11 protein-coding genes are annotated in these 11791 nt (G+C 72.3%); 6 read left to right on the top strand and 5 right to left on the bottom strand.

Annotated elements, in window-relative coordinates; all coding sequences use genetic code 11:
• Nucleotides 1–189: 189 nt before the first annotated feature.
• On the top strand, nucleotides 190–1392 hold the full coding sequence (locus GPJ59_RS26420; protein ID WP_219670200.1) for a cytochrome P450: 1203 nt from the start codon (nucleotides 190–192) through the stop codon (nucleotides 1390–1392).
• Between the two features lie 14 nt (nucleotides 1393–1406).
• Here the strand turns inward: GPJ59_RS26420 and GPJ59_RS26415 are convergent, their stop codons facing one another.
• Both GPJ59_RS26415 and GPJ59_RS26410 read right to left on the bottom strand, forming a co-directional pair.
• A complete protein-coding gene (locus GPJ59_RS26415; protein WP_219670199.1) occupies nucleotides 1407–2990 on the bottom strand; it encodes an ABC transporter permease in 1584 nt (527 codons plus the stop codon).
• Nucleotides 2987–3886: an ABC transporter ATP-binding protein gene (locus GPJ59_RS26410; RefSeq protein ID WP_219670198.1), complete on the bottom strand. Its 900-nt coding sequence runs from the start codon at nucleotides 3884–3886 to the stop codon at nucleotides 2987–2989. Before GPJ59_RS26410 ends, GPJ59_RS26415 begins: the two co-directional genes overlap by 4 nt.
• Nucleotides 3887–3955: 69 nt before the next feature.
• Here GPJ59_RS26410 and GPJ59_RS26405 point away from each other — a divergent pair, with 69 nt between their 5' ends.
• Nucleotides 3956–4438, top strand: coding sequence for a GbsR/MarR family transcriptional regulator (locus tag GPJ59_RS26405; protein WP_219670203.1), 483 nt, complete (start codon nucleotides 3956–3958; stop codon nucleotides 4436–4438).
• Nucleotides 4439–4605: 167 nt separating this feature from the next.
• On the opposite strand, the gene GPJ59_RS26400 is transcribed toward GPJ59_RS26405, so the two are convergent.
• Nucleotides 4606–5592, bottom strand: a complete 987-nt coding sequence (locus GPJ59_RS26400) for a diacylglycerol kinase (RefSeq protein ID WP_219670202.1) — start codon at nucleotides 5590–5592, stop codon at nucleotides 4606–4608.
• Between the two features lie 185 nt (nucleotides 5593–5777).
• Between GPJ59_RS26400 and GPJ59_RS26395 the strand changes: the two genes are divergently transcribed.
• Entirely contained in the window at nucleotides 5778–7061 is a 1284-nt protein-coding gene (locus tag GPJ59_RS26395) for an adenylosuccinate synthase (RefSeq protein WP_219670197.1), read from the top strand.
• Between the two features lie 58 nt (nucleotides 7062–7119).
• Here GPJ59_RS26395 and GPJ59_RS26390 read toward each other — a convergent pair whose 3' ends face one another.
• Nucleotides 7120–7722 (bottom strand): Uma2 family endonuclease, encoded by a 603-nt coding sequence (locus tag GPJ59_RS26390; protein ID WP_258024941.1) that lies wholly within the window; start codon nucleotides 7720–7722, stop codon nucleotides 7120–7122.
• 149 nt (nucleotides 7723–7871) lie between these two features.
• On the opposite strand from GPJ59_RS26390, the gene GPJ59_RS26385 reads away from it, so the two are divergent.
• Genes GPJ59_RS26385 through GPJ59_RS26375 form a run of 3 tightly spaced genes read left to right on the top strand, consistent with a single transcriptional unit; the run spans nucleotide 7872 to nucleotide 10620 of the window.
• Nucleotides 7872–8780, top strand: coding sequence for a hypothetical protein (locus GPJ59_RS26385; protein WP_219670196.1), 909 nt, complete (start codon nucleotides 7872–7874; stop codon nucleotides 8778–8780).
• Nucleotides 8781–8807: 27 nt separating this feature from the next.
• Nucleotides 8808–9719 (top strand): hypothetical protein, encoded by a 912-nt coding sequence (locus GPJ59_RS26380; protein WP_219670195.1) that lies wholly within the window; start codon nucleotides 8808–8810, stop codon nucleotides 9717–9719.
• Nucleotides 9720–9744: 25 nt separating this feature from the next.
• Complete coding sequence (locus GPJ59_RS26375) at nucleotides 9745–10620, top strand: hypothetical protein (RefSeq protein WP_219670194.1); 876 nt, start codon at nucleotides 9745–9747, stop codon at nucleotides 10618–10620.
• A 90-nt stretch (nucleotides 10621–10710) separates the two neighbouring features.
• Here the strand turns inward: GPJ59_RS26375 and GPJ59_RS26370 are convergent, their stop codons facing one another.
• Nucleotides 10711–11592 carry an alpha/beta hydrolase family protein gene (locus GPJ59_RS26370; protein WP_219670193.1) on the bottom strand — a complete coding sequence of 294 codons (882 nt, stop codon included), beginning with the start codon at nucleotides 11590–11592 and terminating at the stop codon, nucleotides 10711–10713.
• Nucleotides 11593–11791: the final 199 nt, after the last annotated feature.

The following is an 11791-nucleotide window of genomic DNA, read 5'->3' as shown; positions in this document are numbered from 1 at the left end:
GGGTCGGCGCGGCCGGCGGGATGGTGGGGTCGGCACCGGCGGCGGGGCCGTGGGGTTCGGCGCCGGCGGCGGTGCGGCGGGGCCGGCGGGGTCTGGGCTGCTGTCGGTCCAGGTGGACCGGCGGGGTCAGCGGCCCCGGCGGGACTGGGCTGCTGTCGGCGGCCCCGGTGGGCGGCCTATCGTCCGGGGATGGACTTCGACCCGTGGGACCCCGCCTTCGTCGCCGATCCGTATCCCGCCTACGCCGCCCTGCGCGCGCAGGGCCGGGCCATCCGCTACGAGCCCACCGGGCAGTGGCTCGTCCCGCACCACGCAGACGTCAGCGCGTTGCTGCGGGACCGCCGGCTGGGCCGGACGTATCTGCACCGCTTCACCCACGAGGAGTTCGGGAGGATCGCGCCGCCGCCCGAGCACGAGCCCTTCCACACCCTCAACGACAACGGCATGCTCGACCTGGAGGACCCCGCGCACGCCCGGGTGCGGCGGCTGGTGTCCAAGGCGTTCACCCCGCGCACCGTCGAGCAGCTCGCCCCCACCGTCACGCGCATGGCCCGCCGGCTGGTGGACGCCTTCGTCGCCGACGGCGGCGGGGACCTGCTCACCGCGGTCGCCGAGCCGCTGCCCGTCGCCGTCATCGCCGAGCTGCTCGGCGTGCCGGAGGCGGACCGGGCCCCGCTGCGGCCCTGGTCGGCGGACATCTGCGGGATGTACGAGCTGCACCCGTCCGAGGAGACCGCCCGCCGGGCGGTACGGGCCTCGCTGGAGTTCAGCGCGTACCTGCGGGAGCTGATCGCCGAGCGCCGCAAGAACCCGGGCGGGGACCTGGTCTCCGCGCTCATCGCCGCGCACGACGACGAGGGCCGGCTCAGCGAGCAGGAGATGATCTCCACCTGCGTGCTGCTGCTCAACGCCGGCCACGAGGCCACGGTCAACACCACGGCCAACGGCTGGTGGACGCTCCTGCGCCACCCCGCCGCGCTCGCCGCCCTGCGTGCCGATCCCGCACTTCTGTCCACAGCTGTGGACGAACTCCTGCGCTACGACACCCCGCTCCAGATGTTCGAGCGCTGGGTGCTCGACGACATCGAGGTCGGCGGGGTCGTCATCCCGCGCGGATCGGAGGTGGCCCTGCTCTTCGGTTCCGCCAACCGCGACCCGGCCCGCTTCGCGCGGCCCGACACGCTCGACCTGGGCCGGACGGACAACCCCCACGTTTCCTTCGGCGCGGGCATCCACTACTGCCTGGGCGCCCCGCTGGCCCGTGTCGAGCTCGCCGCCTCCTTCGGGGCCCTGCTGGCCGACACGACACCGCCACTGCGGCTCGTCCGTGAGCCGCAGTGGCGGGAGGGCTATGTGATCCGGGGACTGCGGGAGCTGATCGTCGAGTTCTGATCCGGCTCTCCGGCTCAGCCGGCCAGGTCGCGGCGGCGCAGGGCCGCCAGCCCGGCCGCGGCGGCCGCGGCGGCCAGGGCCGTCAGGACCAGCAGCGGCGCCCAGGCGACCTCGGCCGCGCCCGGCAGCTTGGGCAGGTGGGCGAAGGGCGAGAGGTTCATGACCGACTGCGGCACGTTCAGCGCCGGGCCGACCCAGCCCAGGGCCAGGGCCGCTCCGGCCACCGCCCAGGCCACCGCCGCGAGCCGCGGCGCGACCCCGTACAGCAGGACCGCCACGGCCCCGATCGTCCACACGGCCGGCAGCTGCGCGAGGCAGGCACCGATCACGCCGGCCGTGTCCGCGACGCCCTGCCCGTGCCCGAGGCCCAGGCCGAGGCCGCCGACGGCCAGGATCAGCGCCGAGCCGCCGAAGGCGACCGCGAGGTGCCCGCCGGCCCAGGCCAGCCGGCCGACCGGGTGCGCCAGCAGCGGTTCGGCGCGCTGCGCGGACTCCTCGCCGCTCAGCCGCAGCACCGAGGCGACGATGTAGAGGGCGGCGACCAGGCCGAGCATGCCGGCCATGGCCGCGAGGAACGCGTCGGTCAGGGCGGTCTGGCCGCCCATCCGCTCGATGATCTGGCGGGTCTTCTCGTTGTCGCCGACCAGGTCGGCGGCGCCCTCGGCCATCCCGCCGAAGACGAGCCCGGCGACCAGGAAGCCGGCGCTCCAGCCGAACACGCTGCCGCGCTGCAGCCGCCAGGCCAGCGCTCCCACTCCGCCCAGGCGTCCCTCGGCGGGACCGGGCCGGGCGGCGAGGAAGCTCATGCCCACGTCACGCCGGCCGGTCAGCGCGTACGCCAGGACCGCCTGCACGGTCACGGCTGCGGCGAACAGCGCGAGCACCCACCAGCGTTCGCCGCCGAAGGCCCGTACGTGTTCCACCCAGCCGAGCGGCGAGACCCACACCAGCGCCGACTCCCCGTCGGCCGAACCCGAGTCGCCCGCCGCCCGCAGGACGAACGCGGCGCCCAGCGCGGCGGCCGCGATCCCCTTGGCGGCCCGGGCGCTCTCGGTGAGCTGGGCGGCCAGGGCCGCCACGGTCGCGAAGACCAGGCCCGTGCCGGCCACGGCGAGCCCGAGGGCCAGCGCGCCCGGCGCGCCCTGTCCGGCGAGGCGGCCCGCGATCACCAGGCCGACGGCGGCGTCGGCCACGACGGCGGCGAGCAGGGCGGCGGTCAGCGGGGCGCGGCGCCCCACCATGGCGGCGGAGAGCATCTCCTGACGGCCCGTCTCCTCCTCGTCCCGGGTGTGCCGGACGACGATGACCAGGCTCATCACGGCCGCCAGCACCGCGCCGACGACGCCGGCGCGCCAGGCGGTCAGACCGCCGAGGGAGTCGCTGAAGACGGGCCCGTACAGGGCGCGCATCGAGCTGTTGGCGTTCATCGTGGCGGCGGCCTGCGCCCGCTCGGCGGCCGTGCCGTACACGGTGCTCAGCGAGCGGGGCATGCTCGTCACCAGCAGGGAGGTGACCAGCACCCAGACCGGCATCATCACGCGGTCGCGGCGCAGGGCCAGCCGGAGCAGGGCTCCGGTGCCCGCCAGTTGTCGGTTCATCGGGCGTTCGCCTCGTCGGTGGTGTAGTGCCGCAGGAAGAGCTCTTCGAGGGTGGGCGGGGTCGCCGTGAGCGACCGCACGCCCGAGGTGGCCAGGGAGCGCAGGACGGCGTCCAGCTTGTCGGTGTCGGCCTGGAGGCGGACCTGGCTGCCCTGGGACTGGACGTCGTGCACACCGGGCAGCTGCGCCAGCCCGTTGAGCGGGCCGACCAGCTCGGCGCTGATCGACGTACGGGTGAGGTGGCGCAGCTCGGCGAGGGTGCCGGACTCGACATTGCGGCCCTTGCGGATGATGCTGACCCGGTCGCAGAGGGCCTCGACCTCGCTGAGGATGTGCGAGCTCAGCAGGACCGTACGGCCGGCGTCGCGCGCTTCGAGGACGCAGTCGCGGAAGACCTCCTCCATGAGGGGGTCCAGGCCGCTGGTGGGCTCGTCGAGGATCAGCAGCTCGGCGTCGGACGCGAAGGCGGCGACCAGGGCGACCTTCTGGCGGTTGCCCTTGGAGTACGTACGGCCCTTCTTGGTCGGGTCCAGTTCGAACCGCTCGATCAGCTCGGCGCGCCGCTCCCGGTGGAGTCCTCCGCGCAGCCGGCCGTAGAGGTCGATGACCTCGCCGCCGGAGAGGTTGCGCCAGAGGGTGACGTCGCCGGGGACGTACGCGATGCGGCGGTGCAGCGTGACGGCGTCGGCCCACGGGTCGCCGCCGAGCAGCTCGGCGGCGCCGGAGTCGGCCCGCAGCAGGCCCAGCAGGACCCGGATGGTGGTGGACTTCCCGGCGCCGTTGGGGCCGAGGAATCCGTGGACCTCGCCGGTCGCCACGGTGAGGTCCAGGCCGTCGAGTGCGCGGGTGCGGCCGAACGCCTTGTGGAGTCCGGCGACGCTGATTGCCTTCGTCATGTTTCCGAACGTACGCTACTTTCATAAATTTGTGAAGCTCAGAAATCACGTAAAGTTCGGAGGGTGGACATGACGAGGGACGAGGAAGCGGTGGCCCGCTTCGTGGAACGGTTCGCAGGCCAGCTGACGGACGCCGGCATGCAGCGGATGGCCGCGCGGGTCTTCGCGGCACTGCTAGCGAGCGACGGCGGGGCGATGACCTCGGCCGAGCTGAGCGAGACGCTGCAGATCAGCCCAGCGGCGGTGTCGGGCGCGATCAGCTACCTGACGCAGGTCAGCATGGTCAGCCGGGAGCGCGAACCGGGCTCCCGGCGCGACCGGTACGTGCTGCACAACGAGCTCTGGTACGAGACGTTCACCCGCCGGGACCAGATCCTCGGCCTGTTCGAGAAGACCCTGCGCGAGGGCGCGGAGAGCCTCGGGCCGCGGAGCCCGGCGGGCGCGCGGGTGGCGGAGACGGCGGCCTTCTTCGAGTTCCTCCAGCAGGAGATGCACAGCCTGATGGACCGCTGGCGCACCCACCGCGCCACGCTGGACCTGCCGGTGTCGTGAGGGGCGGGGGCCGGCCCGGCGGTTCTCCGTACCCACCCGGCCCCGCGTACGCATCTGCGCGTACGCGGGGCCGGCGCACGTACGCATGCGTACGGCGCGGGGGACGGGCCGGCAGCGGATCAGCGCGGCACGGTCAGCTACGCGGCACGGTCAGCCGCGCGGCACGGTCAGCTACGCGGCACGGTCAGCTGCCAGGCCCCCGGGCGCAGGGTCCAGGTGCGACGGCGTACCGGGCCGGCGACCGCGTGGTCGGCGTGGTAGCGGAAGTCCGGGCCGGTGACCGTCACCGCCCGCGCCCGGGCCAGCCGCGGCGGCCCGTCGAAGGCGCCGCGGACCACGACCTCCGCCAGCCCGTCCCGCGCTGTCACCGACACGTCGGTCACCGGCTGGTCGACGTCGACCAGCAGCACCCCGTCCGCCTCCACCCGCAGTCGGTGCACCGCCCCCGGCCCGCCGCCCACCGGCGGCCGGACGAGGGTCCGCACCAGCGACCGGCAGGCGCTCCACACCGCCGGCACGGCCGAACCGGAACGGACACCCGGGACGGAGGCACCGGAGGCCCCCGTAGCCCCGGAAGCAGCTGCGGAAGCCCCGGAGGAAGCGCCGGAAGAAACATCAGCGGAAGCAGAAGCAGAGGCAGAAGGGGAGGCAGAAGAGTCGGCAGTGGCAGCAGAGGTGGCAGAGCCCCCCGCACCACCCCGCCCGCCCCCCACCGGCGGAATCCGCAGCCCCCCGAGCACCACCCCGTCGCTGTCGTCCACCAGCAGGTCGTGCGTGCGCGCCGCCCCGTCGAGCACCGCCCGGGCCGCCGCCACCGCCCCCGCCGGCACACCGAGCGAGCGGGCCAGCACCAGCGAGCCGACGGCGCCGACCGGGATCAGCGACACCGCCGATCCGCCCAGCTCCCGCGAACGGTGCAGCAGCGACACGGCCCGCACCAGCGCACGGTCGTCGCCGACCACCACTGGCCTGCGATGGCCGCGGCGGGCGAGGGCCCGCGCGAACTCCTCAGGGGTCTCGGGGAGGCAGATCTTCGCCGCTGCCCCCGCGCACAGCACGTCCTTCGCGATCCGTACGGACTCGCCGTCGAGGCGGCGGGCGACCGGGTCGACGAGCAGGAGCAGGGCGCCTGCAGGCGCGCCCGCCTCGCTCATGGTGGGCTCTGGAGCCGACACCTCGGTCCTTCCTCGGGTAGCATCTTTGTGCAAGAGCCCCTTGCGCTATTGCGCCAGGGGCTTCGTCTATTCCGGGGTACCGGTCCGACGGCTCAGCCTGCGGTGTACATCGTCGTACACCCCCCTGACCCAGGACATGCCCCATCCGGAAGAGGTGTACGCCTGTGCCCGCTCTTGTGCTGCTCGGAGCCCAGTGGGGTGACGAGGGCAAGGGAAAGGCCACCGACCTCCTCGGTGGCTCCGTCGACTACGTGGTCCGCTACCAGGGCGGCAACAACGCCGGCCACACGGTCGTCGTAGGTGACCAGAAGTACGCCCTCCACCTGCTCCCTTCCGGCATCCTCTCCCCCGGCTGCACCCCGGTCATCGGCAACGGCGTCGTCGTCGACCCGGCCGTGCTGCTGTCCGAGCTCCAGGGCCTGAACGAGCGCGGGATCGACACCTCCAAGCTCCTGATCAGCGGTAACGCGCACCTGATCACGCCGTACAACGTCACCCTCGACAAGGTCGGCGAGCGCTTCCTCGGCAAGCGCAAGATCGGCACCACCGGCCGCGGCATCGGCCCGACCTACGCGGACAAGATCAACCGCGTCGGCATCCGCGTCCAGGACCTCTACGACGAGTCGATCCTCGCCCAGAAGGTCGAGGCGGCGCTGGAGAACAAGAACCAGCTGCTCGCCAAGCTCTACAACCGCCGCGCCATCGAGGCCGGGGCGATCGTGGAGGAGATGCTCCAGTACGCGGACCGGATCAAGCCGTACGTCGCCGACACGACCCTGATCCTGAACAACGCGCTGGACGACGACAAGGTCGTCCTCTTCGAGGGCGGCCAGGGCACGCTCCTCGACGTCGACCACGGCACGTACCCGTTCGTCACCTCCTCGAACCCGACCGCCGGCGGCGCCTGCACCGGTACGGGTGTCGGCCCGACGAAGATCAGCCGCGTCATCGGCATCCTGAAGGCGTACACGACCCGCGTCGGCGCCGGCCCGTTCCCGACCGAGCTGTTCGACCAGGACGGCGAGGACCTGCGCCGCATCGGCCACGAGCGCGGTGTGACCACCGGCCGCGACCGCCGCTGCGGCTGGTTCGACGCGGTCATCGCCCGCTACGCCACCCGCGTGAACGGCCTGACCGACTTCTTCCTCACCAAGCTCGACGTGCTGACCGGCTGGGAGCAGATCCCGGTCTGCGTCGCGTACGAGATCGACGGCAAGCGCGTCGAGGAGCTGCCCTACTCGCAGTCCGACTTCCACCACGCGAAGCCGGTCTACGAGTACCTGCCCGGCTGGTCGGAGGACATCACCAAGGCGCAGACCTTCGGTGACCTGCCGAAGAACGCGCAGGCGTACGTGAAGGCGCTGGAGGAGATGTCCGGCGCCCCGATCTCCGCGATCGGCGTCGGCCCGGGCCGCACCGAGACGATCGAGATCAACTCGTTCCTGTAGACCAGGCCGCCAGACCTGGCCGCCTCCTGAGGGGCGCGTCCCGCAAGGGCCGCGCCCCTCAGTGCTGCTCGGGCGCCCCGAAGCCGGTGGTGTCGAGGTCGCAGTTGAAGGGGGCCGGGATGTGGATGGTCTCCCCGAAGGACACGTGGGCGTCGGAGTCGTACCCCTTGGCGCAGGGTGTCCAGTGGACCGTCACCCGCTCCTCCTGCATGTCGAGGAGGAGGTAGACGGGCACGCCGGCCTGGCCGTACCGCTCGACCTTGTCGGTCAGGTCGTCGTCGCGGGTGGAGGGAGAGGTCAGCTCGGCGACGAGGGAAACGCCATCCCCATCGAGATGACGGCTGCCGGTCTCCCAGATCCGCTCCTCGCCGACGAACAGGTCCGGGCCGTAGGCGCGCTCCACACCCGGGAACGCGAGGAGAAACGGCGAGGCCTCGACCTGCCACCCGTCCGGCACGTGGGGTGCCAGGCGCTCGCGCAGCAGCCGCATGACACGCCCGTAGTACCCGCGCGACCAGGGCGACATGACGATGTTCCCCCCGATGATCTCGGCCCTGAGGCCGTCCGGCACGTCCAGCTCGTCGAGGTAGCCCAGCAGGCCCTCGAAGCTGGCGGGGTCGGTGTCGTCCGTCGACGTCGCGCGCTCAAGCATCGGTGTCATGATGTGGCTCCCTCCCTGGATTGACCAGCTACTACTGAAAGTAGTCAGTTGATCGGCCGGTCGTGCAGGGGTGTAGAAAGTGATCTGATACGACCGGCCCGCTCCGGTCGCCACGCCACGGCACACACATTCCTGGGGGGAATCCGCCGATGCACACCCGTGCGCTCCGCAGAGCGCTCGTCACCCTTCTCGCCGCCACCGCCGCCGCGACGGCCCTGGTCCCGGCCGCCGCCACCCCGGCCGCCGCGGCCGGCCCGACCGAGTGCCGCAACTCCAGGGGCGGCATGCTCGCCGAGATCAACCCCGGCCAGCGCCTGGAGCCGGGCGCCCGCCTGGTGGACAACGTGAGCACGACCGAACTGGTCATGCAGCCCGACGGCAACCTGGTCCTCTACGCCCTCGGCAACCCGGGCGGCTACAAGCTCCCGCTGTGGCACAGCGGCACCTGGGGCAACCCGGGCGCGTACGCCACCATGCAGGAGGACGGCAACTTCGTCGTCTACCGCCAGGGCGGCGGCCCCCAGACCGGCGGCGGCATCTGGCACACGGGGACCTACGGCACCGCGACCGACTGGCGGCACAAGGCATACCTCCTCGAAGGCGAGTTCGCCGTCGACGGCCGCGGCAACACCGCTGCCACCCAGAGGTGGTCCACCAGTACCTTGGAACACCAGAACCAGCTCTGCTCGAACTTCGAGACGGCCGCATACGGCTGGTGGACGGGCAGCTGGGCCCAGTCCGCCTCCGTCTGGCTGGTCCTCCAGAAGGACAACAACCTCGTCATGTACCGCAAGAGCGATGGCAAGGCCATCTGGCACAGCGGCACCTACGGGGGTAGCCAGCGGGTGTATATGCAGATGAACTACAAGGACCGTGGCGACCTGACCATCACCCAGGGGGACTCGTACGGCCCGGTCCGCTGGCGCACCGGCACGTCCGGAAACTCGGACGCCTGGGCCCTGCTCCAGGACGACGGCAACTTCGTCGTCTACAAGAGGGACGGCGGCCCCGGCAAGGGCGGCGCACTCTGGCACACCGCCACCTACAACAAGATCTGACCGAGCACGTCCATGGGGGGAATCACCATGCACAGCCGTCTGCTCCGCAGAGCGCTCGTCACGCTTCTCGCCGCCACCGCCCTGACCGCCCTGGTCCCGGCGGCGGCCGCACAAGCCACCAATGCCACTGACTGCGACCTCTACACCGCCGGCAACTCCAATAAATTGGCCGCCGGCGAGCGCCTCGCCCCGGGCACCCGATTCGTCCCCACGCCGGGCAAGCCCGAGCTCGTCATGCAGGAGGACGGCAACCTCGTCATCTATGCGGTCGGCTACCCCGGCGGTCCGGACCTCCCGCTGTGGAGCTCCGGTACGTGGGGCAACCCGGGGGCGTACGCCCTGATGCAGGAGGACGGCAACTTCGTCGTTTACAAGAAGGGCGGCGGCCCCGACAAGGGCGGCGCCCTCTGGCACACCGGTACCTACGGTGACCGCATCCTGCAGACGCCAGTCATGGTCTCGTTCTACGACTCGGGCGAGCTCGTGGTGTCCGGCCGCAGCCCCGACCCCTACCAGTCCTGGCACAGCTGGACCATGAGGAGGCACTCGAAGCTGTGCGCCAACGCGCCGAGCGGCTTGACACCGAATTGGGAGCAGGGCAACTGGACCGAGTCCGACTCCGTGTGGCTGGTCCTCCAGCAGGACAACAACCTCGTCATGTACCGCAAGCGCGACGGCCAGGCCATCTGGAGCAGCGGCACCTGGCATACCTCCGCCGCTTACAACGGCCGCGTGTACTTGGAGATGCCGCGCAGCGGCGACCTGAACGTGCGCGACTTCTACCCGAACTTCACAATCCGCTGGCGGTCCGGCACAGGCGGCAACGACGGCGCCTACGCCCTGCTCCAGGACGACGGCAACTTCGTCGTCTACAAGCAGGACGGCGGCCCCGGCAAGGGCGGCGCACTCTGGCACACCGCCACCTACAACAAGATCTGATCCGACTTCCGGGGGGAAACAACCCATGCGCACCAACCGCCTGCTCGGCAGAGCACTCGTCACCCTGCTCGCCGTGACCGCCCTGGCCCCGGCGACGGCGGCGACGGCGGCCCCGACCACCGATCCCGGCCAGTGCCAGTCCAACGCGACCGCCTACGCCCTGGACCTGCGGCCCGGCCAGCGCCTCGCCTCCGGCGCGAGCCTGGTTCCCACGCCCGGCAAGACCGAGCTCGTCATGCAGCCCGACGGCAACCTCGTCGCGTACGCGCTCGGCAACCCGGGCGGCTACAAGCTCCCGCTGTGGCACAGCGGTACCTACGGCAACCCGGGCGCCTACGCCCTGATGCAGGAGGACGGCAACTTCGTCATCTACCGCCAGGGCGGCGGCCCCCAGACCGGCGGCGCCATCTGGCACACTGCGACCTACGGCGACCGGGACAGGTCCTACATGAGCGCCTCGTTCGCCGACAACGGCCTACTCCACGTGTCCGGCCGCAGCCAGTACTCCTGGTGGAGCAACACCGAAGAGCAGCACGTCAGGGTGTGCTCGACCGGCATTCCCTGGTACCGGGGCTTCTGGGTCCAGTCCGCCACCGTGTGGCTGGTGTTCCAGAAGGACAACAACCTCGTCATGTACCGCAAGAGCGACGGCAAGGCCATCTGGAGCAGCGGCACCTACGGCAACCGCAACGCCCTGACTCTGGAGATGGAGGACAACGGCGACCTGACCCTGCACGAGAACGGGCAGTACCAGACGGTCCGCTGGCGCACCGGCACGGGCGGGAACACCGGCGCCTACGCCCTGCTCCAGGACGACGGCAACTTCGTCGTCTACAAGCAGGACGGCGGCCCCGGCAAGGGCGGCGCCCTCTGGCACACCGGCACCTACAACAAGGTCTGACATCTGGCAGCCGAGCCTTGCCGACCGACCGCAAGGCCCGACGTGACGGGGGCTCCGCTTCGGCGGGGCCCCCGTCGCGTCGGTGCCCGTTCACCACGCCAGTTGGCTGATCTCCTCCGCCACCACCGCGCACGCGTCCGCCGCCGGGTCGATCAGGGGGAAGTGGCCCACCCCGTCCAGGAGGGTCAGGCCGACCATTTCGCCGGCCTTCGCGGCGGCCTCGACGTACGACTCCGACACCCGCGGCGGTACGACGATGTCGTCGCGGCCCTGGACGATCGTCGTGGCGATGCCCGTCGGCAGCAGGGACGCCGGGTCGGCGTACGGGCGGCGGGCGTCGAAGGTGTCCGGGCCGCCGAGGAGCTGGGCCGAGGCGCCGCCGCACACGTCCAGCTCCTCCGCGACCACGAAGTCCGCGATCGGGGCCAGGGCCACCACCCCGCGCAGTTCGGGCGGCTGCGCCAGCCGCCACGGGGAGCCGGCCGGCAGGACGTGCCGGGCGGCGGCCCACAGGGCCAGCTGGCCGCCCGCCGAGTGGCCCGTGACGACCGTCCGCCGTACGTCGGCCTGCGGCAGGGCGGACGCCGCCAGCCCCGGCAGGGCGTCGAACGCCGCGGCCACGTCGTCGAAGGTCTCCGGCCAGCGGCCGGCGACCGGGCCGGCGGCGTTCTGGTGCGGCAGCGAACTGCCCCGCCGGTACTCGACGTTGGCCACCGCGAAGCCCCGGCGGGCCAGCAGGTCCGCGAACGGGGTGATGTGCTGCCGGTCGTACGGGGCGCGCCAGGCCCCGCCGTGCAGGACCACGACCAGCGGCGCCGGGCCGTCCGGGCCGGGACCGCGGGGCGCGTAGAAGTCGACGACCTGGTCGGGGTGCTCGCCGTACGCGGCGGTGGCGTCGGGGGCGACGGGCGGGTGGGAGAACGCCGAGGCGGCCTCGGCGGCGTCCCGTTCCACTGCGCGGTCGTCCGACATGCGGCTCACCTCTCGGTACGTCAGATCCGGCCGGGTACGGACACGGACGGCGATGCGCCCGGGCAGGCCGGGCAGCGCGGGCAGCCCGGACGGGCCGGGAAACTACGGGAAACTATCAGGCGCCGTGGGACCGCGGCCGAGGCGGCCCGGCCCGCGGCGGACCGGCGGCGCCCCGGCGGCGGGCCGGGCAGCGCTCGCC

Origin of the sequence: Streptomyces bambusae, assembly GCF_019400985.1 — a bacterium.
Lineage (GTDB): Bacteria > Actinomycetota > Actinomycetes > Streptomycetales > Streptomycetaceae > Streptomyces > Streptomyces bambusae_A.
This window is presented reverse-complemented; position numbering and strand designations above follow the sequence as displayed.